20 protein-coding genes and 1 riboswitch are annotated in these 24,601 nt (G+C 43.7%); of the genes, 6 read left to right on the plus strand and 14 right to left on the minus strand.

Annotated elements, in window-relative coordinates; all coding sequences use genetic code 11:
- Positions 1-187: 187 nt before the first annotated feature.
- Positions 188-1,144, minus strand: a complete 957-nt coding sequence (locus tag NSS82_RS22935; RefSeq protein ID WP_076101508.1) for a DMT family transporter — start codon at positions 1,142-1,144, stop codon at positions 188-190.
- A gap of 126 nt (positions 1,145-1,270) precedes the next feature.
- A riboswitch (FMN riboswitch) is annotated at positions 1,271-1,419 on the minus strand.
- A 209-nt stretch (positions 1,420-1,628) separates the two neighbouring features.
- Here NSS82_RS22935 and NSS82_RS22940 point away from each other — a divergent pair.
- Both NSS82_RS22940 and NSS82_RS22945 read left to right on the plus strand, forming a co-directional pair.
- Positions 1,629-2,801, plus strand: coding sequence for a PstS family phosphate ABC transporter substrate-binding protein (locus NSS82_RS22940; protein ID WP_076273530.1), 1,173 nt, complete (start codon positions 1,629-1,631; stop codon positions 2,799-2,801).
- A 207-nt stretch (positions 2,802-3,008) separates the two neighbouring features.
- A complete protein-coding gene (locus tag NSS82_RS22945) occupies positions 3,009-4,511 on the plus strand; it encodes an N-acetylmuramoyl-L-alanine amidase family protein (protein WP_076101550.1) in 1,503 nt (500 codons plus the stop codon).
- Between the two features lie 48 nt (positions 4,512-4,559).
- On the opposite strand, the gene NSS82_RS22950 is transcribed toward NSS82_RS22945, so the two are convergent.
- From NSS82_RS22950 to NSS82_RS22965, 4 genes are all read right to left on the minus strand, one after another.
- On the minus strand, positions 4,560-4,964 hold the full coding sequence (locus NSS82_RS22950; protein ID WP_076147002.1) for a VOC family protein: 405 nt from the start codon (positions 4,962-4,964) through the stop codon (positions 4,560-4,562).
- Positions 4,965-4,987: 23 nt separating this feature from the next.
- The gene (locus tag NSS82_RS22955) at positions 4,988-6,460 is read right to left on the minus strand and encodes a carboxylesterase/lipase family protein (protein ID WP_076273529.1); all 1,473 of its coding nucleotides are present in this window, start codon (positions 6,458-6,460) and stop codon (positions 4,988-4,990) included.
- 19 nt (positions 6,461-6,479) lie between these two features.
- Positions 6,480-7,634 carry an AI-2E family transporter gene (locus NSS82_RS22960; RefSeq protein WP_036676105.1) on the minus strand — a complete coding sequence of 385 codons (1,155 nt, stop codon included), beginning with the start codon at positions 7,632-7,634 and terminating at the stop codon, positions 6,480-6,482.
- Positions 7,635-7,877: 243 nt separating this feature from the next.
- On the minus strand, positions 7,878-8,237 hold the full coding sequence (locus tag NSS82_RS22965; RefSeq protein ID WP_036676102.1) for a (2Fe-2S) ferredoxin domain-containing protein: 360 nt from the start codon (positions 8,235-8,237) through the stop codon (positions 7,878-7,880).
- Between the two features lie 149 nt (positions 8,238-8,386).
- Between NSS82_RS22965 and NSS82_RS22970 the strand changes: the two genes are divergently transcribed.
- From NSS82_RS22970 to NSS82_RS22980, 3 genes are all read left to right on the plus strand, one after another.
- The gene (locus NSS82_RS22970; protein WP_051490902.1) at positions 8,387-9,973 is read left to right on the plus strand and encodes an AraC family transcriptional regulator; all 1,587 of its coding nucleotides are present in this window, start codon (positions 8,387-8,389) and stop codon (positions 9,971-9,973) included.
- A 160-nt stretch (positions 9,974-10,133) separates the two neighbouring features.
- Positions 10,134-11,093, plus strand: coding sequence for an ABC transporter substrate-binding protein (locus NSS82_RS22975; protein ID WP_076273569.1), 960 nt, complete (start codon positions 10,134-10,136; stop codon positions 11,091-11,093).
- 143 nt (positions 11,094-11,236) lie between these two features.
- Positions 11,237-11,467, plus strand: a complete 231-nt coding sequence (locus NSS82_RS22980; RefSeq protein ID WP_036676096.1) for a hypothetical protein — start codon at positions 11,237-11,239, stop codon at positions 11,465-11,467.
- Positions 11,468-11,473: 6 nt separating this feature from the next.
- Here the strand turns inward: NSS82_RS22980 and NSS82_RS22985 are convergent, their stop codons facing one another.
- The 9 genes from NSS82_RS22985 to NSS82_RS23025 all read right to left on the minus strand — a co-directional run bounded on the left by NSS82_RS22985 (position 11,474) and on the right by NSS82_RS23025 (position 23,345).
- Entirely contained in the window at positions 11,474-12,571 is a 1,098-nt protein-coding gene (locus tag NSS82_RS22985) for a GerAB/ArcD/ProY family transporter (RefSeq protein ID WP_076273528.1), read from the minus strand.
- A gap of 36 nt (positions 12,572-12,607) precedes the next feature.
- A complete protein-coding gene (locus NSS82_RS22990) occupies positions 12,608-13,813 on the minus strand; it encodes a Ger(x)C family spore germination protein (RefSeq protein ID WP_038572463.1) in 1,206 nt (401 codons plus the stop codon).
- Entirely contained in the window at positions 13,810-15,324 is a 1,515-nt protein-coding gene (locus NSS82_RS22995; protein ID WP_143761334.1) for a spore germination protein, read from the minus strand. The genes NSS82_RS22990 and NSS82_RS22995 overlap by 4 nt, the downstream gene beginning before the upstream one ends.
- 156 nt (positions 15,325-15,480) lie before the next feature.
- Positions 15,481-16,506 carry an iron-hydroxamate ABC transporter substrate-binding protein gene (locus NSS82_RS23000; RefSeq protein ID WP_256717662.1) on the minus strand — a complete coding sequence of 342 codons (1,026 nt, stop codon included), beginning with the start codon at positions 16,504-16,506 and terminating at the stop codon, positions 15,481-15,483.
- A 132-nt stretch (positions 16,507-16,638) separates the two neighbouring features.
- Positions 16,639-18,264, minus strand: coding sequence for a helix-turn-helix domain-containing protein (locus tag NSS82_RS23005; protein ID WP_076273526.1), 1,626 nt, complete (start codon positions 18,262-18,264; stop codon positions 16,639-16,641).
- Positions 18,265-18,408: 144 nt separating this feature from the next.
- Positions 18,409-19,449: an NAD(P)/FAD-dependent oxidoreductase gene (locus NSS82_RS23010; RefSeq protein WP_036676089.1), complete on the minus strand. Its 1,041-nt coding sequence runs from the start codon at positions 19,447-19,449 to the stop codon at positions 18,409-18,411.
- A gap of 42 nt (positions 19,450-19,491) precedes the next feature.
- Entirely contained in the window at positions 19,492-21,207 is a 1,716-nt protein-coding gene (locus NSS82_RS23015; RefSeq protein WP_076179717.1) for an ABC transporter ATP-binding protein, read from the minus strand.
- Between the two features lie 42 nt (positions 21,208-21,249).
- Positions 21,250-22,224 (minus strand): FecCD family ABC transporter permease, encoded by a 975-nt coding sequence (locus NSS82_RS23020; RefSeq protein ID WP_370510596.1) that lies wholly within the window; start codon positions 22,222-22,224, stop codon positions 21,250-21,252.
- A 62-nt stretch (positions 22,225-22,286) separates the two neighbouring features.
- Complete coding sequence (locus NSS82_RS23025; RefSeq protein ID WP_036676077.1) at positions 22,287-23,345, minus strand: FecCD family ABC transporter permease; 1,059 nt, start codon at positions 23,343-23,345, stop codon at positions 22,287-22,289.
- Positions 23,346-23,558: 213 nt separating this feature from the next.
- Between NSS82_RS23025 and NSS82_RS23030 the strand changes: the two genes are divergently transcribed.
- Complete coding sequence (locus tag NSS82_RS23030; protein WP_076273525.1) at positions 23,559-24,566, plus strand: ABC transporter substrate-binding protein; 1,008 nt, start codon at positions 23,559-23,561, stop codon at positions 24,564-24,566.
- Positions 24,567-24,601: the final 35 nt, after the last annotated feature.

Raw genomic sequence — 24,601 nt, forward strand, 5'->3', positions numbered from 1 at the left:
TTTTGTGCCCTTCCTTATTGTAAACGCTTTATTAATTCCTCTATATGTTACGTTAGAAACATTTCAGCAGTTTTTGCAGTCGATATGATCAAAGCAAGGAGCAAAATCACATACAAAAAAGATGATCCGAAAGCCATACGGCTTCGAATCATCTTTATATAGGTAGAACCATTCCACTTCAATCTGCTCAGAGCGTTTGTGGTTTGGACTGTTGATTAGATAAAAAGAATAAAGCGACCCAGATCAAGGCAAATCCGAGAATCTGCGGGATAGTGACCAGCTGTTGGAACACGATCCAGTTGATGATTACTCCCGTCATAGGAAAGCTGAGTTCAGCTAATGTGGCGAAGGAAGCTTTGGTCGTGCTAAGCCCTTTGTAATACAACAACATACTAAGAAGTCCTGGCAGCAAAGCTTGCAGCAATAGATTAATCGCAATGGCTGCCGATGCACCAAACCCGCCATGAATCTGCCACGGTGCACCTTCTAGCGTAGTGATAACGAACAGTAAAGGAAGCGCAAGGATAAACCGCAGCGAAGTCACTGTCTCATATTTCATAGAACCGAGCAGATAACGTCCCATGACTGTCGATCCGCCCCACAGTGCAGCTGCTCCCAAGGCCATCAGACTGCTAACCCCAATAAAGTTATTCACATGTCCGAAAGGGATACTCCAGCCAAAGGTCAGCAGATAGGTTCCTACCAGTGCCAACACAATGAGTGGTCCGAAATTTTTAGGCAAACGTTCTTTAAGAATTAAAGCAGCGAGACCGATCGCGAATATTGGCTGAAGCTTTTGCAGTAACAGCACCGCATTCAAATCCCCACTGGAAAGTGCCATCGTAAATAGGATTGTCGCCCCGGCAGAACCTCCCCATGAAACAATCAATAAAGCACCAATCTGGCGAAATCCAATTCCTTTAAGCTCCGCCCGGTGACGCCAAAGAACAGGTGAAGCAGCCAAGAAAAGCACCACATGCTCCAGAAGAACAATTTGCGAGGAGGTCAAAGATTTTAACAGGATGATACGAAAGAGCGGATCAACGCCCCATAATGCTGCACCAATCACAACGAGCCAAAATCCACTGCGTAGCGCTGATGTACTGCCAACCTTAGTTGATGATGAAGCTGTAACATTACTCATAATTTCATTCTCCTTGTCGATACAAACCCTCGATAAGAGACCAAAAACCCCCGAATTACCAAAAAGGTAAACTCGGGGGCATTATCAATAAAGACGTACAAGGATAGACTCCTAGCGTCTTTATCTTATGATCCTCTCCCATCCGGACTTTACCGTCGGCTCTGGATTTACACCAGATCAGTCACTTCTCTGCAAGCAGAACAAGTGAGTCGCGGGCTCAGTTCACTTTGAACATTACCGCCGGTCGGGAATTTCACCCTACCCCGAGAATCTTGTATTCCGTTGTTTTTTTCACAATCTCAGAATAAACCTCTTCTTGCCATTCGTCCAGTACTTTATGAAAATGTACACATTACTTTCATGTTTCGCAGCATTTTATTACATGTTTGTTCGTAATTGTTCTACTGCTTCATCCAAAAAACTTCTGTATAATGAAAATATGTTTATTTTTCCATAGTTTAGTAATCATGTCGAGGAGGTTGTTATGAAAGAAGCATTCTGGACGAAGTTATTGTTCTCCATCTTTGCCGTTGGAGGAATAGCTTTTTTAGGATTCATAGGTGCTATAATTACTGCGCTTTACGGAGGACTGCTGTTTTATACCCCACTTATGGCAATCTTAGCGATCGTATTAGCCATCTATGTTGTACTTATCATATTTAATGTGTTGTCACGAAAAACAAGCAATATTGTATTGTTATCTATCCTCGGACTTAGTCTGCTCGCGACCGCAGGATATGAGATCAAGCAAGCGTACGTCAACAGAATTGCCATGGTCGATGATCGGGAGGTTAATCTGCTACAATATGAACCCTTTGCTGAGAAGACCAAAGCAGTGAATCTGGATGAACCTTCTTCCTATCATATCGATAGCAATCTTCCAAGATTGGACGGCGCAACCGCACTTTATCCACTGTATTCAGCTTTCGTTCAAACTACTTATCCTGAGGGTTATTATAATCCGTATGATTTTCAAACAAGTCAAGTAATTTGCAGCAGCACACCTGAAGCTTACAAGAGATTAATTGAAGGAGAAACCGATATTATATTTGTAGCGGCTCCGTCAATCGCACAACAAAAAGAAGCTAAGCGCAAAGGTGTCGAACTGAAGCTTACGCCGATCGGCCGCGAGGCCTTCGTATTTTTTGTAAACAAACGAAACGACGTAACCGGACTTTCCACCGCTCAACTTAAAGATATTTACGCAGGCAAGATCACAAATTGGAAAGATGTAGGCGGAGCTAATAACCGAATCCGTGCTTTTCAACGGCCTGAAGATAGTGGAAGCCAGACGATGTTGCAAAAGTTTATGAAGGACACTCCACTCATGAAGCCGCCTCAAGAAGACGTAGCGGATATTATGAGCGGTATCATTCAACAAACCTCCAGCTATCGAAACTATAAAAATGCACTGGGCTACAGCTTCTTATTTTACGCCTCAGAAATGAATCGGAACGGGGAAATAGCCCTGCTGGCCATCGATGGTATCCAACCAGATAAGGAAAGTATTCGTAGTGGACAGTACCCATTGGCAACAGAATTTTATGCAGTGACCGCGGGAAGCGACAACCCTAATATTCAACCCTTTCTGGATTGGATTCAATCTTCTCAAGGTCAGAAATTGGTAGAGAAAACAGGTTATACATCGTTAAAATAACATATCTCTAGCGAATGAGAGCTATCCCAAATGTTTGGGAAGGCCCTTTTTCTATTTTTATACCGAAAATTTTCCTTTTTATCGCTTGTAGAGCGCAACTTTTGGAAACTATTGTCGTTTATACTTTATACGAGCCTTAAACGGCATCAAAGGAAGAAAAAGTAAGAATTGCTAGAGACCAATAAACGGGGATGGTAGGGATTGCAGATGAAAAAGTTTGGTTTTTTGGCGTTACTGCTGCTTTTGTTGGTGCTGGTTCATCCAGGAACTGGTTATGCCGGCTCTACGGAAACACACATCAACCTAGACGGCAACGATCTTAAGATTTCCAAAGAAGCACAGGTACAAATTGTAAATGGCAGTGTAATGGTTCCTCTTCGCGTTGTTGCGGAACAGCTTGGTTATACCGTGAAATGGGATAATGTGGCCAAGACAGCGATCATTGAGCAAAAGGGAACTACTTTAAAACTGATCGTGGATAATACGATGGCAGAAGCTTCAGGGAAACAAGTCAAACTGGACAACCCTCCGTTTCTCAGTGGCAGCACAACCCTTGTTCCTTTAAGATTTGTTGGGGAACAGACAGGAACTACTGTCGGTTGGGACAATGTAACCAAAACCGTATATTTAACCTCTCCAGTGCCTGAGGTTGGGGGAAGCGATCCGGAAGTTACGGTTCCAGAACCCACTCCAACAGCACCTTCGGAGAACGGATCAACCGGGAATACAGCAACTGAAGGGAATAGCTCAGTGGCTGCAGTCACCAATCTTAGCTTCATCAATAACCAGCTGGTTATTGCAGTGAACGGCAGTATAAAACCTACCGTGTTCACTATGACAGACAAAGACCGAATTGTCGTGGATTTACCGAATACTGGCTTTGGAACCGACTTCCATCAGAATCTTTCCGTAGGAAAGAACCAAAGCGGACAGTTAACGGTTACCGACTATCCTAATGTCTCTGCCGTTCGCTATTCATTGTTCAGCAGTTCCCCATCGACCATTCGGATCGTCATTGATCTAAACAGCGCTAATAGCTACAGTCTGATAAATGCTAATGATGGACTTATTATTGTGGATCTTAATGGGACTAGCGTTACGCTTCCTGAAACCACCTTACCAGAAGTACCGGTTATAACTCCTCCACCTTCTACCGGCAACACAGACAAGAAGATAATCGTCATTGATGCAGGACATGGAGGGAAAGATCCAGGGAGTTCAAGTGTTAACAAGCTTAAAGAGAAAGATTTCACCTTGCCGACAGCACTGAAAATTGCAGAATTACTAAAGAAAGAACCAAATATCGAGGTTATACTCACGCGCAGTGGCGATACATACCCAACTCTACAGGACAGATCTAACCTCGCCAACAATGTAAAAGCCGATCTATTTATCTCTGTTCATGCCAATAGTATTCCGGCGGGCAGTAAAAGTAATCCTAGTGGCACAGAGACCTATTACACACGTAATGATAGCTTATTATTCGCTCAAACCGTTCACAAATACCTCGCAGTTGCTACAGGACTGCAGGACCGAGGGGTTCGTCAAGCTAACTATCATGTAACAAGAGAAACCAAAATGCCTGCAATATTATTAGAATGTGGTTACTTAAGCAATACCAAGGATGAAGCATTACTCTTTACCCCGGACATCCAGAATAAAATAGCCGAAGCAGTAGTTTTAGGAATCAAAGAATATTTAGGTCGTTAAAAAAATGGGTGTCCCATTAGCCATGCAGGCTGATAGGACACCCATCTTTTATTCGGTAGTTGTGTTCCAAACACTCATTCGTTCCCGCAGATTCGAGGTATGCAGCTCTAGCTGTATACCATCCGGATCTAGAAAATTGACCGTCCAGCCTATTCCCCGTTTGATTGGCCCTCTAATTATGGGCACATTCTGGGTTTGCAATACTTGGACGGCTTCCTCAAAATGTTCCTCTGCAATACTAAAAGCGATATGGTCTACCCCAACTACTTTATCTGCAATCGCCGTATAATCAGGCTTTTCAAGAAGACATATCCAGGCACTTCCCCATTCCAGATAAGCATCAGTTTTACCTCTATGAACTAGCTGAAGGCCCAGAACTCCTGTGTAGAAATTCAGGGAATTCGCTAAATTACTGACATTTACGGTCACATGGTTAAAACCTTCTACCTGCATCTTTATTCAGCCTCTCAATCTTCTTAAGCCAGCATAGTGACAATTCTTTTGCGTTTCTCTGACTCAGGATCATAAGCTACATGCGTATCTTCATCAAAGATCAAGGTAGCCCGTTCCTCCAGATTGTATTTCGGCCATAACCTCTCTGCTGTAGCCGGATTTCCTTGATGAGCGAAAGCAATCCAAGCATCATGCATAACTTCAGCCAACTTCTGCATCGTTGGATTAATTTCTGCCCTAAGATGGGTTAGATGAGATAGATTATTAAAGGCATAGACGATTTCTGCACTATGCACAGCTTTATTTAACAATGGATGACCTGGGATCGTGCCGTCAAAACGGTACATCCAGACAGGTGCATATTTCAGTTGGTTCTCTGCCAGGGACACCGAGGTTCCCCAGAAGTAAAGATCCGTTAGAATTTCGGCTTGTCCCTCCCATGAGGATGAATAATGGTTCGCAATCTCCTTCAGACTCCCAGTACCCATCATCTGCTCCAGCGCCTTGAGTGAATCGTCAAAGTCTGCCTCAGGCGATTCTTCTCTGAAGAACAAGTTGCCCTCATCACGATTGGTTCCGATCAATAGCGGAATACCCTGTGCCGATCCTTCTGCCACAGCCTGTGCAGGTTCTACAGGAAGTGTATCCCCATCAATGACAGGCTGAAATAACATACCTATAGAGCCACCCGTTAATTTTTTAGTCATTCTTGCGGCTGCTTCGATAATTTGTTCAGAAGAAAATGTTTGCAGAAGACTGGCATCTCCATCTGGAGCAATCCCTAATTCAGCTAGTAGTGCAGCTGCAATGTACTTCCCCTGCTCGGAAGGCAGCGTCTGAGCAGCCCCGCTTTGCATAATCGCACCAGCGAACAACCCCTTCGCTGCTGGCATGGCCAAAAGGGCTGCGATACTCATACTCCCTGCTGACTCCCCGAATACAGTTACCCGCTGCGGGTCCCCGCCAAAAGCAGCAATATTCAGCTTTACCCATTCCAGTGCGGCGATTTGATCCAATAAACCTTGATTAGAAGCAAGCCCATGGCCAAATGGAGACAAATTCATGAATCCAAATGGACCCAGCCGATAGTTAATGGTCACTAAAATTACTTTACCGCGTTCAGCGAAGCTTGTGCCGTCAAACTGCGGCTGACTTCCAGCCCCGGTCACAAACGTCCCCCCGTGAATCCAGAACATAACAGGCAGGGGCTCATCATGAACTGCTGGCGCCCAAATATTTAAATACAGACAATCCTCGGAATGAAGCGGCGTCTTGCCACCGAACCGAGTACCTCTCGTATCCGCTGGCTGATGACTAACTGGACCAAATTCAGAAGCATCTCTAACCCCATCCCAGGCTTCTGGTGGCTGTGGTGCACGAAACCGAAGTTCTCCAACAGGTGGAGCTGCAAAAGGGATCCCGCGCCAAATGTTCACGTCCCCCTCCTGTATTCCTTGAAGCTTACCATAAGAGGTTACTGCTATTGGTGCTCCCATTACATTTCACCCTTCCACATTATTCCTTATTCTCTTCAATCTGTTTATATAAGCCGGATCGAAACCGGAACCATTCAAAAAGATGTGTAAATACCACCTTAAGTACCGCATAACCCGGAACTGCAAGGATAATCCCCAGAATTCCAAACATTTTACCTGCGAATATAATTACAAAAATAATGGTTATCGGATGAATCTTCAACGTCTTGCCCATGATCTGTGGTGAGATAAATTTCCCTTCAATCAGCTGAACAGCTGTCCACACGATAATCATCTTCAACAACATAAATGGAGAAGTGACCATCGCCACAATTAGGGCAGGTGTAATCGCGATTGCCGGGCCCAGATAAGGAACAACTGCTGTACAAGCAGCAGCAATAGCCAGAACGAGAGAGTATTCCAAACCAATGATTAAATAGCCAATATAGAGCAGCAGACCAATACAGCAGCTGACAATAATTTGCCCGCGTATGTAAGAGGATACCTGACTGTTCATCTCCGACATGACCATACGAGTCTGCGGCTGCAGAGAAGTAGGTACAAACTTCAGAATATAATCCGGCAATTTTTTTCCATCGCGAAGCAAGTAGAACAAAATAAATGGCGTCGTTACAACCGCCAAGACAATCTCTGTAAGGGCTCCTACAAAGCTGCCAACACCCGTCAAGGCATTATTCAGAAAAGAACTGCCCCACGCCGTAATCTTAGATGTTATCTCACTAAGGTTCGTTCCGATACTATCTTGAACTTGACCAAAGAACTCCGTTCCGGTCAGATCCATAAACCGTTCTTGAATTAATTCACTATACCTTGGAAAATTGTCGATCAAACCTGATAGCTGAGTCCGTATAATTGGAATGACCATAAACAAAACCAGCGTGATGAGACCAGCAATCAACAAATATAGGATGATTATTGCATATACACGTTTTATTCGGGATCTTTTCTCCATCCGATCTACCAACGGATTCAGCAAATAATAAGCTATACCTGCCAGTAATAATGGTGCGGCCACGGTGTGCAGCAATACTGATATCGGCTTAAAAATAAACGGTATTTTGGAGAATACCAGAATATTAATTCCAACCAGCAGCATAATGAGCAGCACTACTACAAATTTATTATTCAGAAAAAATTTTTTGAACTTCTCTGGCCACACCTGCAGCCTCTCCATCGTACCCTCTCCCCTATAAACCATCATATATACTGTGTTATTTCATTCACTTTTTAATAGCATAGTCAACGTTAGCCCTGCAAGTCAAATTTGATGTCCTTAATTAAGCACACAGTCCTATTACGAGTCTGGTCATGATCCGATTCAATCATAATCCTCCCCTGTTTATAAATAAATAACCCTGCACGAGATATTCCTCTGTACAGGGTTAGAACCGCAACTAAAAGGTACTTACAAGCCTTGCTATTTTTTCTTTTTCCCTTTAGCGCCCTTTTCATTTGAAGCAATCAATTGTCCATCATAGGTGTATAACAAGTGATCTTCAAGCTTCTCCCCCTGCAAATGTTTCCGCACTAATGATTTCGCCAGCTTAGGTGTAATCTCTTTGTACCACACACCTTCGGGATAAGCGATCACCACACAAGCATCTGAACATCTTCCATTACAACGGGTCACAGTCGTATGTATAAGACTTTGTGCGCCCTGCTTCTCAATCTCGTCTTCTATCGCTTCAGCTACCTCTTCACCTTTGTGTTTCTTGCAGCTGCTACCGTTACATATTAATAAGTGACTTACAGTTCCTTGTAAATTCCAGGTCGTCATGGATGACTTCAACCCCTTCTTATCAGCTAACCCTATTCCGTTCGTGGATTATTTTAAACACTATCATAAGCATCATTATAGTCAATAGTAAGAAAGACTGTTATACTATAAATGAGAATGATTATCAATGAAAAGAAGGGGATTACTACATGCAGATCCAATCCGACGGGATGCCTTATCCATCCCATCCTTTTTATATGCCCCTTCGGGTCATCAGCTTATCGGGAATAACCAACTACTCAGCCTCAAACATTTCTTCTACTAATTCCAGCCTTATGATGATCTGGGATGGGAAAGGTTTTCTTGAAATAGACGGTAAGATACACAAGGTCATGGCCGGAAGCTTAATAGCCCTTAGTAGTTCTTCTTTATTGAAGATGGAACCTGAATTACAGTTAAAGGGGATATGGATTGAGTATTCCTGTATACCCCAGAGTAAAAATGAGGACATTTTTATAAATGACAACTCCCCTGTCCACCATGCCTCCACTCGTTTGATAGCCTTGGCAGGTGAGCTTTACAGTGCCTGGATAGATGCTGATAAACAAAAGCCGTTTAGGGTCCAGCAGCTATTCACCCAGTTCATCGTGGAGCTTCATGGTGAACTGACATCCCATAAAGAAAGATCAAGCAGTTGGATGGAACGGGTGACTGAGTATATAGAAGCTCATTACAATGAAGATATCACGCGGGATCAAATGGCTGCTTTAGCTGAAGTGAGCCCCGAGCACTTTTCGCGAACCTTTCGCAAATCAATAGGTCTATCCTTCAGTGCTTATATTACACTACTAAGAATCCGTAAAGCCCAGCAACGAATCCTCACCAGTTCTCCCAATCTGACAACATTGGCACATGAGGTTGGTTACGAAGAGGGAACTTATTTGAGCCGAAAATTCAAGCAGCTTGTTGGCGTTTCACCTACAGCCTACCAGAATAAGAATAAACGGGTCGTTGCCCTGAACTATAATCACACCGCTAGCCTGCGAGTACTGGAAATCATGCCTCAACTCGGGGTTTATTCCGAATGGCAGCATAGCTTGGAACAAGTTCCCGCTTCCAAACAGCTTCAAATGAGCGAAGGTAAATTTTCATTACTCTATGACTCAGTAGCTGCGGTAAAACCAGACGTCATTATCGGCTACAGTCTACCCGACAATAAGATTCTGACTCCTGTTGCTCCGGTTATTGAGCTGCCCTTTATGCAAATGAGTTGGCGAGAGCAATTTGCTCTGATTGCCGAGGTTGTGAATCGACGACAGCGTGCTGAACAGTGGCTAAGTCATTATGACAGACTTTGTCTTACCGCCAACGGGTTATTAAACCATGCAATAGGAATGGAGAGAGGTACGGCTATCGTGTGGGAGGTTAGCTCCCGATCCGCCTACTGTTTCAGTAGCAGCTTCGGCAGAGGTTGCCAAATTCTATACGGTGATCTTGGCTTCAAGCCCCCCTCCGTAATTATTGAAAAAGGGATCACAGATTCCGGGTACTTAGAGGCATCTATTGAGGATATCGTATCGTTTCCTGCTGACCATATTATTATCACTAGCATCCCTTCATCATCTGAGGGAAGACAACGTTTTACTCGCCTACTACATTCTAAAGCTTGGAAGCAATTAGATGCAGTCCGAAACGGACGGGTATATATTCTGAACCAGGCTGATATGTTCTACGGATTTGACCCACTGTCCTCACAGGCACAGCTTCAAGAATTGCTACGGGTAATGACATCATAAATTTGCATAAGCTGAGATCATATCCGTCCATAGTAAATACCCGGTGAAGCTTGTAAAGTTCTTATTGAGAATGATAATCAATATACATAGGGGGAACAACAAATTGCATAATCCAGGAAAAAATAGCTCCAAACAAACCCATTGGCTTCTTTTTCCCTTCATGCTGGCATTAATTCTAGTCATATCAGCTTGCGGGAATTCCAATAATTCTGTGGGGAATACAGGCAGTAACACCAGCAACACATCATCGGCAACTGCAGTACCTACCGAAACTAGTCAACCAACAGAAACTACGGAAACAGCTGCTCTTAAAAAGGTCACTACTATAAATGGTGATATTGAAATCCCTGTTCAACCTAAAAGGATTGTCGCTGAGGAATATCTGGGCAGTCTGATTGCGCTAGATACCATTCCTGTTGGTGCTCCCGGATTAACACTGGAGAATATGTATTTTAAGGAGGCACTTACTGGAGTTGCAGACACTGGAACTTACGGCAAAATGTCACCTGAAAAAATCATCGCACTTAATCCTGATTTGATTATTTCTGGACAAGCTGAAAGCTATGAAGCACTAAGCAAAATTGCTCCAACCATCGTTGTGCCATATGGTGATCTGAAAGATGCTCATGCCGAATTAACCTATTTCGGAGAACTCCTTGGTAAGGAAGAGGCAGCCAAAAGCTGGCTTGCAGATTACGACAAACGGATAGCTGAAGCTAAAGCCAAAGTAGACAAAGTATTCCCTGCAGATGCAACATTTTCCATCATGGAAGACGGCGGAAAATCCATTTGGGCCTATGGCGATAACTTTGGCCGAGGCGGACAGCCTGTCTATCAGGCGCTGGGTCGTAAGCCCCCTACAGCTGTGGCCGCAGAAATTATGGAGAAGCAATGGGCGGAAATCTCTACAGAGGCACTCGCTAAATACGCAGGAGATTATATTATCTTAACTTCCAATAACCGTACAGAAGCTGATTACAAAGCTGATCCAATCTGGAGTAGCCTACCCGCTGTAAAAAAAGGCCATCTCTATGTATGGAAAGAAGAACGGTCCTGGTACTATGATCCAATTGCCGTGTTATCCCAGACCGAAGAACTGGCTGCTTGGCTTACACAATAAAATGCGCTTAAATTAGAATCCCCTACTGCTTCCAACAACGTTGGAGCAATAGGGGATTTGTTATTTTCTTTTGACTACAAACACACTCAAGAGGTAATAATACATTTAGCCTAAGGTTAATCTAGCAAATGGAGTTGATCAATATGAAATTACTATTACTATATTTCATGCTTGCTTTTATGGGGTTGCTGATGGCAGTAATCATCGACCTTTTATCAGGAGAAAACCTCACCGCTTCAATGCGGACGATCTATGACTCCTTTGCAGCTACAAGCATACAGGAATCAATAACTATGCTCGTTTTTATCTCCTTACCTTTTGTTATTACAATTACATCCTCTATCCGAAATAGAAGCAATAAATCCATCAAATAAAATAAACTAACCTAAACTCCCTAATTTTCTGCGGATGTAATGAACGATGCACAAGAGAATAGGTACAGCGGCACAGAAATACGGCAAAATATATTTCAGAAATATCCTTCCTTCGTCCATATGTATCGGATAATTCGCTGAACTAATAAAAGCCCCGAACAAAACAACAATACCAACGGGAACGGCGAGCTTTCTGCTGTCTTGCACCTTGAATAGATCCGCGGTGACTACCATTGCAGCGTAGCAATATACTGACATTTTAAAAAAGACTCCAATGATTAAGGTTAAGAGCACAAGCGCGTCCAAACGTTGAATGAAATTGGCCAGGTTTACTAACGTTATCGTAGTGAACATCGGAAAATTGGCTCTACTGTAGATTTCTGTTCCTAGAACGGATATTTCGATGGCATGGGTAAAACTGAGTAATAATCCGCATAAAGTAATTGCGATGATTCCGGTTCTTTTTGCTACCTTGGTTTTTTTGATATGAGGTAAAATCGTAGTGAAACATACCATCTCCCCGAACGGAAATAGCCATATATTTAGATAGGCTGATTTCAATGCATTCTTCCAATCCGAGGCCTGTAACGGAAACAAGTTATCTAGTTTTACAAGTCCGGCGGCAATAACCAAAAAGCAACTGGTCAAGCCCAACAATATTATAATCAGCATATAAATCTCAGCCGCCCGCGCAAACACCTCAATCCCCTTATTTAAGATGTAAATTACCGCAACAACCATCATTGCATAAATGATGAACACGGGTGTTCTGTCGTAAGAAGCAGCTATTAACAACTCACCTGATTCATGCAGATTTCGGGAGCCATTGAAGAGAAGGATTGGAATATATGTTAAGCTTAACGGCCAGCCTATAACATTGCCCAGTATCTTTCTTGTATAACCGCTAATAATCATGCCCGGATATTGCCGGTATAAATAAACATAAATCAAATACAAAAGAAGTCCACCGGGCAAAGCTAACAGAATAGCAATCCAGACAGCATGGCCACTTTCAAGTCCAATCGGTACCACAAGGGCCGTTCCCAATTCAAACAAAAAAATCAAAGCAAATAATTGACTCGCGCTGATGGTTTCTTTTTTCATAAAGTGGCCTTCTCCCACCTTTCTCACTGAACACTTTCATTTTTCCTTTAACAATTTCGGCTCTAATCTCATTCCAACACTGCGAATATAGGCCTCTACAGAAACATCCACTTCCGCTTCCGCGAACACTGACTCCCAATCGTCCTTAACAGTCTCCCATGCTTTTGGATTTGTGCGCTTCAGTTCATTCCCGAAATTGAAAATATCGCATTTCATAGTTTGAGCAGCCTGTAAGGCTTGGGTTATTTCCTGTTTAGTTTTAAGAGCCACTTGTTGTTCCAACTGAACGATTACCTCTCTATCACTTAGCTCAATATAACTCTGTGCCTCACTAAGCGTCCCCTCTTCCACAACATTTACATGAATGACGGGTACTTTATTGCGGAGTTCAATCTTAATTTTTGTTTTTGAATAATTAATGTTAACGGCTATCGAATCTTTAACCTCATTTGAATCTACATTAATACTGGTTTCATTAATCTCGTTCTGTACCCATAGTGCCCCCCGAGCAAGAGGGCCATCCAGCCACCCCTGAAAAACCCCTTTTTTCAATACGCTAAGCCCGCTCATTGTGACAAGTGCTTTTACTTTAGTTTGCTCCATCCCGGATTTTTTAGTTCCTTCTTCAGCGTCTCCAAGAATTCTGGCTCCGGATATCACCACTGACCCTTCTCCACTGAGACCATTAATTAGCTCAAAAACATTGATATCCCGGCTTTCTCCATATATTCTAGCGGTATTTTTACTCTTTTTAATAATCCCAATTGCAGGCAGGCTTTCTACGGGAAGCAATAGTTTCAGAATAGAGGATGCTTCCGTATCTCTGGCTACAATAACATTCGTGTTGAGCCGCAGCTCATGGGACCTTTCAAAGATGTCAAAAATCCCATCAATACCGCTCTTCACTGTAGATTCGCCTAAAACTAATAGCTGCGTGTGTGCAAAAAACATCTGTCTTGCCGCCTTTTTTGAAGTCTTGCGAAAAGCGCCAAAGATCGTACGGTCCGTAGAAGAATAAATAGTGACCGTGGGTTGTCCGGTGCTAGCTCCTGCACTTGTGGCTGTTGAGGATGGATTCACAATCTGAAAAGTAACATGATATTCCTCTTTATTCGGCACCTTATCCACACCTATACCAGTCACAATGCCTAAATTGTTTAATTCCCGACTGTTCCAGCAGCTTGTCAGCAACATTAAGCAGCATATACAAATAAATGAACGCATCATCCATCCGACCTTCATTTGCCACTCCCCGGCTTCCCATCATTCACCTTAAGTCGAGTATTATTTTTTTGGCTAACAAGACGCGGCCGAGTTTTCATATATTTCAAGGGCACACGCAAGATCGAGTCCTTCTGATTCTCAGCGATAAAAGGACCAAATGGAGACATATACGGAAAACCCAACGATTTCAAGCTACACATATGAGCAACCAAAATAAAAGTAAAGATCGTTATTCCATAAAGCCCCATAAAGGCTGCGATAAACATAATGATGAAACGCAAGATACGTATGGAAAGAGCCATATTAAAAGCGGGAGTAGCAAAGCTGGATATTCCTGTAAGTGAAACTACAATAACCATTGCAGGAGAGACAATACCGGCTTGTACGGCTGCCTGTCCTAACACTAAGCCCCCAATGATCGACACAGTTTGGCCTATAGGGGATGGCATACGAATTCCTGCTTCACGTATAATCTCAAAGGTAAATTCCATCAGCATAGCCTCAATAAAAGCCGGAAATGGAACCCCCTCCCTTTGTGAAGCAAAATTAATAAGTAAGGCCGTTGGGATCATTTCTTGATGAAAGTTTAGAATTGCAATAAATAACGCTGGGCCAAATAACGAAATAACAAGGCAAATAAATCTCAATAATCGGATCAAAGTCGTGATATCATAACGCTGGTAATAATCTTCTACGGCATGTAAAAACATAAAAAAGGTTGTAGGTGCAATCAGCACAAACGGGGTCCCGTCCACAAAAATAGCAACTCGACCTTCTAAAAGATTTCCTGCAACACTGTCAGGACGTTCCGTATTATATAATGTTGGGAATGGAGAAAAGGGAGTATCTTCTAAAAATTGCTCAATGTATCCAGATTCCAGAATCCCGTCTATATCAATGCTTTGCAGCTTAGTTCTGAGCTCCTTTAAGGTATTATCATTGACGATTCCATGAATATACATAATAGATACATTCGTTTGCGTGACGTCACCTATCTTCATCGACTCCACCCAGAGATTAGGGCTTTTTATTTTCCTGCGCACCAGAGAGATATTCGTCCCAATAGATTCCGTGAAGCCTTCCTTGGAGCCACGAATGGCTACTTGAGTTGTAGCGTCCGATACCGCTCTAACCTCACCGCCGCTTGTATTCCCTCTGATAGCTGCCCTTATCCCGTTGACCCAAAGAAGGGTATCCCCAGAGAATAAAGCCTCAAAAAGCACATCCCAATCTTCAAGTGTCTGTTCTTCTCCGATCCCTCTCGCCACTTCTTTCATATACACAAAGATATCTTCAGCGGATGTTACCACCGGGTTTTCTTCACCTAGCTTATCGAACGACATCGCATGCTCCACAAACTCGTTGACCCTCAATTTTTCTATTAATCCCTCAATATATACGGCAGCTACCTCAACCTGTGTGGTAGTGGATTTAATTCTACGAATAACAATATCAGGGCTATGGCCAAGCCTTTCTTGAAGCTCTTTAAGATTATCGTCCAAAATAGTAGAGTTAAAGGGGTCCATCATTAACACCTCCTGCTCATACTATTTGTTCTACACCGCTTTTTTATGCAACAAATGGAATCTATAACCTCCCTTAACTTGGAATATAAATACGCAAAAGGGATGTCCTTGAGCTACTATAGCTCAGCGAACATCCCCTTTTACTCTTTTGAAATTAACTTATTGAAGAGACTTCAGCAACGTAACTATCTCATCCAGCTGCTTGTCCAGCGCATAAGCATCGGATAGATAATAAGTTTTTAGATCGTAGGTGAATACATGACCCGACTTGACAGCAGGTAGGTTCTGCCAGAAGACACTGTCCAGAATGTCCAGCTTATCCTGCTCCACACCACGGCTGAAGCCTTGGAAGATATAATCAGCTTCACCTAAGTACTCGGGCAACGCTTCAAGTGAGAGGGAAGCCCAGCCTTCTTTAAAGGCTGCCTCTTGGACAAGATCAGGTGCATGCAGCCCCAATCCGTTATATATAATCTCTCCACCACGCCCATATGACGAACCGTATAAATACAGCTCTTTACCGGCAATTTCAAAGATCGCCACCTTTTTGTCAGCTGCGATCAGATCAGCCAATTCCGCTTTTTTCGCTTCCAGCTTCTGATTGAAATCCGCCACCCACTTTACAGCCTGCTGCTCCTTGTTCAAGATTTTCCCGATCTCGATCAATCGTTCCTTATAGTCGTATTTGCCCCAAGGAATAAAGACAGTCGGAGCAATCTTAGAGATTTGCTCATAGGTATCTTCCTGATAAGTGATAATCAAGTCCGGTTCTAGGCTCGTTATTTTCTCCAGGGACACCGTCATGTCATCGCCTACTACTTCTACACCTGTCAGCGCCTCTTTGAAATATGGATGGTTCAAGATGTCATTCCCGGCAACGGCAATGGGCGTCACGCCAAGCGTCAGAAGATCACCAATAAAGTCTTGTACCGGAATCACAACTCTTTGTGGATTGCGTGGGATCTGCACCGGGCCTTTGTCGCTTTCGTATGTCCAATACTCTGTATCAGCAGCCGGCTCCGTGCTGGCAACTACAGAATCATTAGTGCTTTTAGCCACTTCAGCCGACGTGCTAGCTGGAGCATTCCCCTGATTAGCAGCTTGTCCGCATGCGCTCAACAGCAGCACCAGCGTAAGCATAACAGCTATCATGCTTGTTTTTCCTAACGATATAATTCTGTACAATGTAAATCCCCCTTGAGACTTTATATTATTATGATATTGATAATCAATATCATTAAGATCTTTGTTTAATATACCGTCTCCGCGGGAAAACATATATACACGCTAATACATCAATTTAGCTATGGACGATTGTCAGCTTAATTTATGGCCGGTTAACAGATCTGTCTGTATCTCCAGCTGGCGTTCGAGCGCAAGCCCTTCGCTGCCCCAAAATTCCTCAAGCTTCAGGTAATATATGCATTCATTCCTGAATGCTGAAAGATTGCGCCAAACCGCGCTTTTACTAATCCGTTTACGTGTCCTCGACATCCAGTCCTCTTGTCCTGATACAACCACAAACATATGGTCAGCCGCGTATATTGGCAATTCCGACAGTGAGATGCATAAATGATCATCCCGCTCTAGAACATCTGACCTTACCTTGTCCGGTGGAGTTAACCCCAGCATTGGATACAGATTGTACACCCCTCGGGCTGTATAATTCCAGATATAAATACTGTTATCTTGCCTAATCTCATACACCGCTACCGTTTCACCAGATTCAATTAATGAGGACAAGCGCTGCTTGGCCAAATCTATTTTCAAATGATAGTGCCTTATCCATGCCTCTGCCCGCTCCTCTTCTCCCAGCAATCTGCCGAATAAACGAATCTGTTCCAGGCGGTCCATTTTATCACACTCCACAGTAACTAGTGGACCCAACTTTTCCATGCATTTAAGCTGACGAGGGCTCAGATAGGTCGGTGCAATAACTAGATCGGCTTCTAGCCCAGACCAGTCCGCTTCCGCCGGACATCCCTGCAACTCAAATGATCGCACACCCGCCAGTTCCGGCAGCAAAAGCAATGAGTAGTTCATCACATCTTCTTCAACCGCGACAGGCTTCACTCCCAGCGCAAGTAAATCCCCTAAAAATTGTAACGCTACTATCCGCTTCGGTTTGGGACGTAAACGGAATTCTGTTGGGGTCATCCCGGTGACTTGCTTGAATTTGCGGCTCAGATATAGTCCATCTGTATAGCCAACTTTTTGCGAAATTTCCTGTATTGTTGCTTTGCTGGACATCAAGTGTTTTTTCGCTTTATTTACTCTTAAATGAGTTACATATTCGGTGAAGCTCCAACCCGTCTGCTTGCGGAACCATACTGAGAAATAACGAGGATTGAAGCCCATCATTCGAGACATCATCTCCCGCGTAATCTCCTTTTGGAAATTCTGGTGGATATAAGCGAGCATTCTGAAATATGAACTATCCGTAATGTCTGCTTCAGCGTCAGCCTCTACGAGCAGTTGATGTAGCTGATGCAGCAAGGATTGAATTCTATCTGCCTGTACTTCTAAATTATTGGCAGCAACGTCTTCTAATTCGCTGAATAAGCGAGTTATTTTATTCGTCGTACGTATAGGTAAAATCCCATTGACCGGAAAAATTTCACGGCAAAGTCCATAGACCAATTCTTGCTCCGTGCTATTACTTAGCCCATATACCTCATAGGAGATTGCTAGAACAGAGATAACAGTCTCTAATGGAGCATCAATTTGATAAGTCACACCTGTGCTTAGAAAAAGAATTTCACCATTTTTAAGAGCTACTGTCTCTCCTTCTATGGTTATTTGAACGATAGCTTCTATTGGTGTCAGGAAGAGTGGGGACTGGGCAATCTGGGGTTTATTGATGTGACCGCCGCCGCATTGGCGTTTCCCTGCCTCTTTTAACAGATAAATTCTATGAACCGGGTTATTATTTGATAGCTTCATTCCTGCTCCCTTCCAGACTGCTAGACTTAATAACCCATAAAATAGAAAGCAAGCGTATAAGGGTTCTCTCCGCTCGAAATGGATAAGATCTCCTATACGCTTTATATAAAACTTCAGATTTTATGGTTTGAGAAGCCTCTATCCTTAGTGGTCGTCAACGACTCCAAGCGCTTTATTCTTCTCTTTGAACCGTTCATTGTGAGAAGATACGTAAGCGACTTTGGCCGCGGTCGGGTCAATGTACAGCTTTGCGCTATTAAGCGCCAGAGCCGCATCAGTGAAAGCGCCTGCGATCAAACGAACCTTGCTCGCATAATCCACAAAGTCACCTGCTGCGAATATACCCGGAAGATTGGTCTCCAGCTTATCAGTTACATTCGCACACCACTCGCCCATATCAAGGCCCCATTCTTTTAACGGACCAAAATCGCTCTTCAGACCATGATTCACAATGACAGCATCCACTTCAAACTGCTCTGTTTCACCTGTCTCTATATGGCTGATCGTAACCTGATCTATCGTTTCACCATTACTGCTGTGTAATTGGCTTACTGCATATGGCGCACGGACATTGACTGAGGATTCCTTCATCCGCACAATGTTTTTCTCATGTCCGCCAAACTGTTCGCGGCGATGCGCAATCGTCACACTTGCAGCGATGGGTTCCAATTCATTCGCCCAATCTACTGCGGAGTTGCCTCCACCGGAGATTAGCACTCTTTTACCGCGGAACGGCTCCAGCTCTTGAACGGTATAATGAAGATTCGTCACCTCATAACGATCTGCACCTTCAATTTCAAGCTTTGCCATCTGTAGAATTCCGTAACCAATTGCCAAAATGACTGTGCGGGTCCAATGTTGTTCCCCAGTAGAAGAGGTCAAGATGTACGTCCCATCTTCTTGTCTCTCTTGATTCATAATTTGCTGACCCAGCACAATAGTCGGATCGAAGGTTTGAGCTTGCTCCTTGAGCTGACCGATCAGTTGATGGCAAAGAGTTGGGGTTACGCCTCCTACATCCCAGATCATTTTTTCGGGATAAATAAGCATTCTTCCTCCGAGCTCATCCTTCGCTTCAATTAACTTTGTCTTCAAGTCTCTCATTCCACTATAAAAAGCTGTATACATCCCAGCAGGTCCGCCACCAATAATGGTTACATCGTATAATTCCAGTTGTTTATTCATCGTGTCCCTCCAAAATTATATTCTAGTGATCCCTTCAGCTACTTAAGCTCCAAACTGCGCTTCATGCAATCGGCTGTAAATTCCGGCAGTCTGCAGCAGTTCCTCATGCTTACCTTGTTCTGCGATGCCGCCTTCCGCAACGACAACAATACGGTCCGCATTTCTGATCGTTGCAAGGCGATGAGCAATAACAAGTGTTGTTCGTCCTTCAGACAACTCGGCGAGGGCCTCTTGTATAGCGGACTCCGTTTCAGTATCCAATGCAGAGGTTGCTTCGTCCAAAATGAGAATCGTCGGATTCTTCAAGAACATCCGGGCGATGGACAACCTCTGCTTCTGGCCGCCAGAAAGCTTGACGCCTCTCTCACCGATCATTGTATCCAGCCCAGCAGGCTGAGATTTGATCAGTTCTTCCAGCTGAGCGCGTCCCGCAGCCTCCCAGATTTCTTCATCGGAAGCTCCCAATCTGCCGTAAGCAATGTTCTCACGGATGGTTCCGTCAAACAGGAATACATCTTGTTGTACAATCCCGATATGGGAACGAAGTGATTCTAACGTCATGGAGCGAATATCTATTCCATCAATAGAGATGTTGCCTTCGCTTACATCGTAAAAGCGTGGCAGCAAGCTGCAAAGTGTTGTCTTACCAGCACCGGATGGACCCACAAGTGCAACCGTCTCTCCTGCCGAAATCGATAAGTTCACATTGGTTAGCACCTTTTCTTTATCACTATAAGCAAAAGCTACATCCTGGAAGGTTATATTCCCTGACAGATGAGACACTGGCTTAGCGTCTTTTGCGTCATCAACATCTGGCTCCGTCTCCAGCAGTTCAAGATAACGTTTGAAACCAGCGATCCCTTTAGGATAGGTCTCAATGACCGAGTTAATCTGTTGCAAAGGTCCTAAGAAGACATTAGACAACATCACAAAAGCAATAAATTCACCGTAAGTCATTTGCTTCTGGATTACAAAATAGGTTCCGCACACGAGTACGAATAATGAGACCAGTTTCATAAGCACAAAGCTAAAGGATGAATTCCAAGCCATAATTCGATAGGTCATAAGCTTCGTAATACGGAAGCGTTCGTTATTAACTGCAAAACGGGAAATTTCATGATTCTCATTAGCAAAAGCTTGCACAACACGGATCCCACTTACATTGTTTTCTACGCGTGCGTTATAGTCAGCAATGTCCGCGAACATGATGTGGAACGCTTTGGACATTTTACGACTGAAGTACATGGATAAATAAATCATCAGCGGGACAATTACAAAGGTTAGAATAGCTAATTTCCAATTGATGCTAAGCATGATACCGAATACACCAAGCAGCGTCATCACTGCTATGAATAAATCTTCAGGACCATGGTGGGCAATCTCACCGATGTCCATCAGATCATTTGTCATCCGCGAGACCAAATGGCCTGTTTTGTTATTATCGAAGAAGTTGAAAGAGAGCTTCTGCACACGATCAAATAGCTTTTTTCTCATATCCGACTCGATATTGATCCCCAGCTTATGCCCCCAATAAGTAACGACAAAATGCATAAAGGCGCTGACGATATATATCCCCAGCAAACCGAGGCAAGAATAGAGAATCCATTTCCAATTCCCACTTGGCAGCATATCATCCACTACCCGGTTAACCGCCAGTGGGAAGACTAGTTCCAGCAGTGCAGCAGCAATAGCACAGGAGAAATCAAGAATAAACAATCCCTTATAGGGTCTATAGTAAGCAAAAAAACGACGCAACATTGTAAAAATTCGCTCCTTCCGGTGATTGACCATCCTCTTTCATCAAGATTTAGTACGGGCTAGCAAATACAAAAAGTATGGCGCTCCAATTACAGCAACAACAATTCCAGTGGGAATCTCAGATGGCTGTAAGATCCAGCGCCCAATGGTATCCGCTATAATAACTAGCAGTGAGCCGAGCAGCGCTGAGGTTGGCAGCATGAGCTGATGTTTGGGTCCAACTAGTCGTCTCGCCAAATGGGGGCCGACAAGGCCGACAAAGCCAATCCCACCACTCACAGCAACACTTGCCGCAGCTAGACCAACCGCAGCCGCAAGAAGCCGGAATTGTTCTTTCGTTACAGCAGCCCCAAGTCCTACAGCTGTCTGTTCACCCAAATTAAGGACGTTCATTACCCTTGCTTTATAGATGACATACGGCACGAGAATTACGATCCACGGTAGTAAAGAAAGTACAAACTTCCAGCTTGTGCCCCAAATACTTCCCGCAAGCCAAGTAGCCACAAACTGATACTTCTCCGGATCCAGCCGAAGAGTCAGCACGATCATCGCTGCACTCATTCCAGCTGCAACCGCTACACCGGTCAGCAACAGTCGCATGGGTTTTATTCCTTCATGCCGTTTATAAGCTAAGACATAGATCAAGGCAGCAGTAATTCCCGCACCAACAAACGCCACCATAGGCAACAGATACACCGGAGCCGCGGTTGCCGTCGGATAAAAAGATATTAACAGCATAACCATAATTCCTGCACCAGCGTTAATCCCTAAGATGCCGGGGTCGGCCAAAGCATTACGAAAGACGCCCTGCATCACAGCTCCGGATACAGCCAAACCTGCGCCTATCAGAACGGAGATCACAATACGCGGTAGCCGAAATTGAAACAAGATTAACTCTTGCTTATCCGTCCCTTTACCGAATAACGTATTAAGCAGCTCCATAGGTGTCAAACGTATGTATCCTGTATTCATACTAATAATAAAAGCAATAACAATCAGTACAGCTAAAATAATCATTATAACTAAGCCACGTTTATTTTTGGCGGCTTGGAAGGAATCGAATGAAGTTTTCTCTATCATTACAGTTCCCTCCTTTCTTTACGTGCAAGATAAAGGAAGAAAGGTACACCGATCAGTGCAATAATTGCTCCAAGCGGCGTTTCATTAGGGGGATTAATCATCCGTGCTGTTAAATCTGCAAATACTGCAAGCAGACTGCCAAGAATAGCTGAACATGGAATGATCCATCTGTAATCCACACCTACAAAAAAACGGGTCAAATGGGGAATAATTAGTCCAATGAACCCAACGGCTCCTACTACTGCAACTGATGATCCAGCCAGAATCAATACGATTAAAGTCCCTGCCAGCTTAACAAGCCCTGTGCGCTGGCCTAGCCCTTTAGCAACATCGTCACCTAGGCTGAGCATTGTAATCGATCGGGATATTACCATAGCCCCAATTAACGCTGCTCCTATCCAAGGGAACATGACTTTAAGCTGAATCCATTTCGTCCCAGCCACGCCTCCCGCATACCAGAAAGCCAAATCTTGCCCAATGTGAAAATATAAAGCTACCCCTTCACTCAGCGCTGACAGCAGTGCACTAAAAGCAGCACCTGCCAGCACCAGACGAGCAGGAGTCAGCCCTCCCTTAGCCAATGATCCGACCCCATACACAACCCCAGCCCCTACTCCGGCACCAATGAAGGAATATAGGATTAAATACATAAACGATAGATTCGGGAAAAATGCAAAACAAAGCGCCAGCGCAAATCCTGCGCCTGAGTTGATGCCCATCAAACCTGAATCTGCGAGTGGATTTCGGGTCATTCCCTGCATAATGGCACCCGCAACTGCAAAGCTGGCCCCTATCATTGCCCCGCCAAGTACACGGGGTAATCGTAATTCTCTAATAATCTGATGATCCATGATCTCCGGATCAAAGTGAAACACAGCTGCCCACACCACAGAAAGTTTAATATCAGCCGCTCCAAAGGAGACTGAAACAGCGATACCTAGTGCTAATAGTACCAGACCGCCAACCAAGATTAACGTGGCAGCCCAAGGACGTGAACGGAACTCTTGTATGGCTGACCCTTTATTAGGTCTAATCTTGGAAGATATCTGTTGATTCATGAATGCCACCCTATTTCTATGAAATTGATTCTCATTATCACTATGCTATTGTAAATGAGCCTTCCTAGGTTTGGCAATAGATAGATTTAATAGGAGGCATTTATTTTATTGCATTGACAGGAATTCTAGGATTTGATAAAGTTCAAATTGAAAATAATAATGATAATGATTCTCATTATTATTTGTTGGTACACATATATAGGGAGGTTTATCATGCTAAAAAGAAAGACCCTCTTCCCCATCCTGGCACTCATAATGTTATTGTCTGTATTTGTGACAGCTTGCGGGGGAACAAACAATGCTTCATCTAATAAACCAACAGAAACAACAGAAGCAACTACAGCACCGAGCACAGAGCCAACGACTGCTCCTGAGGCTTCAGCTGCTGAAATGCGTAGCTATGAAACCACTAAAGGTACTGTGCAAATACCTGTAAAACCACAGCGGATTATTACAGATTATTATGGTGGGGAGTTGCTCTCCATAGGAGCAAATGTTGTAGGTGTCGAACCTAGTACCTTTGATAATCCCTTCTTGAAAGACCTGCTCACAAACACACAAGATGTCGGTGCTCCAGTTAACGCCGAGAAAGCTCTGGAACTTACACCTGATCTAATCGTCGTTATGTATGATGATAACTACGATGCTTTATCCAAAATTGCTCCAACCATTCATATTCCATACGGAACTGCTACAAATATCTATGAAACTGTTAAACTGTTCGGTGACATTGTAGGTGTGCCTGACAAAGCTGAACAATTTATTGCTGACTTTGAGAAAAAGGCTGCTGAAGGCCGCGAGAAGCTTAAAGGTGTCGTAAATGAAAATGATACTTTTGGAATCTATGAGCTGACTGATAAAGGTGAGCTATGGACCTTCGGAAATAATGCTGGCCGGGGTGGACAAGCCCTTTATAACGCACTTAAGCTAAAAATGCCTACTAAGAACAGCAATGACAACCAAACGTTGCAGCTGTCCATGGAGCTATTGCCAGAATATGCAGCTGACTACATGTTCCTCACCACTTATGATCCTGACAAAAAAGGAGATAAGCTGAAAGAACTGAAGGAATCTCCAGTTTGGAACGGACTTGATGCTGCGAAGAACGATCATCTATTCTACAATGATTTTGATACCTACTACCGCTATGATCCGATTGCGATTACCGCACAGATTGATCTGTTCGTAGATATGATTCTTGAACGCAACGGTAAGAAATAAACATAGGCACATACAAAAACACCCTACTTTAGGCA

Source organism: Paenibacillus sp. FSL H7-0735 (assembly GCF_038008505.1).
Taxonomy (GTDB): domain Bacteria; phylum Bacillota; class Bacilli; order Paenibacillales; family Paenibacillaceae; genus Paenibacillus_AQ; species Paenibacillus_AQ odorifer.

Coding starts and splice junctions, on each gene's coding strand:
- NSS82_RS22970 (WP_051490902.1), top strand. CDS start 8,387: ATGCAGATCCAATCCGACGGGATGCCTTATCCATCCCATCCTTTTTAT.
- NSS82_RS23030 (WP_076273525.1), top strand. CDS start 23,559: ATGCTAAAAAGAAAGACCCTCTTCCCCATCCTGGCACTCATAATGTTA.
- NSS82_RS22955 (WP_076273529.1), bottom strand. CDS start 6,460: ATGGGAGCACCAATAGCAGTAACCTCTTATGGTAAGCTTCAAGGAATA.
- NSS82_RS23025 (WP_036676077.1), bottom strand. CDS start 23,345: ATGAATCAACAGATATCTTCCAAGATTAGACCTAATAAAGGGTCAGCC.
- NSS82_RS22935 (WP_076101508.1), bottom strand. CDS start 1,144: ATGAGTAATGTTACAGCTTCATCATCAACTAAGGTTGGCAGTACATCA.
- NSS82_RS22960 (WP_036676105.1), bottom strand. CDS start 7,634: ATGGAGAGGCTGCAGGTGTGGCCAGAGAAGTTCAAAAAATTTTTTCTG.
- NSS82_RS22950 (WP_076147002.1), bottom strand. CDS start 4,964: ATGCAGGTAGAAGGTTTTAACCATGTGACCGTAAATGTCAGTAATTTA.
- NSS82_RS23005 (WP_076273526.1), bottom strand. CDS start 18,264: ATGAAGCTATCAAATAATAACCCGGTTCATAGAATTTATCTGTTAAAA.
- NSS82_RS22945 (WP_076101550.1), top strand. CDS start 3,009: ATGAAAAAGTTTGGTTTTTTGGCGTTACTGCTGCTTTTGTTGGTGCTG.
- NSS82_RS23015 (WP_076179717.1), bottom strand. CDS start 21,207: ATGTTGCGTCGTTTTTTTGCTTACTATAGACCCTATAAGGGATTGTTT.
- NSS82_RS22995 (WP_143761334.1), bottom strand. CDS start 15,324: ATGATGGACCCCTTTAACTCTACTATTTTGGACGATAATCTTAAAGAG.
- NSS82_RS22985 (WP_076273528.1), bottom strand. CDS start 12,571: ATGAAAAAAGAAACCATCAGCGCGAGTCAATTATTTGCTTTGATTTTT.
- NSS82_RS23020 (WP_370510596.1), bottom strand. CDS start 22,224: ATGATTATTTTAGCTGTACTGATTGTTATTGCTTTTATTATTAGTATG.
- NSS82_RS22975 (WP_076273569.1), top strand. CDS start 10,134: ATGCTGGCATTAATTCTAGTCATATCAGCTTGCGGGAATTCCAATAAT.
- NSS82_RS22990 (WP_038572463.1), bottom strand. CDS start 13,813: ATGAAGGTCGGATGGATGATGCGTTCATTTATTTGTATATGCTGCTTA.
- NSS82_RS22980 (WP_036676096.1), top strand. CDS start 11,237: ATGAAATTACTATTACTATATTTCATGCTTGCTTTTATGGGGTTGCTG.
- NSS82_RS22940 (WP_076273530.1), top strand. CDS start 1,629: ATGAAAGAAGCATTCTGGACGAAGTTATTGTTCTCCATCTTTGCCGTT.
- NSS82_RS23010 (WP_036676089.1), bottom strand. CDS start 19,449: ATGAATAAACAACTGGAATTATACGATGTAACCATTATTGGTGGCGGA.
- NSS82_RS22965 (WP_036676102.1), bottom strand. CDS start 8,237: ATGACGACCTGGAATTTACAAGGAACTGTAAGTCACTTATTAATATGT.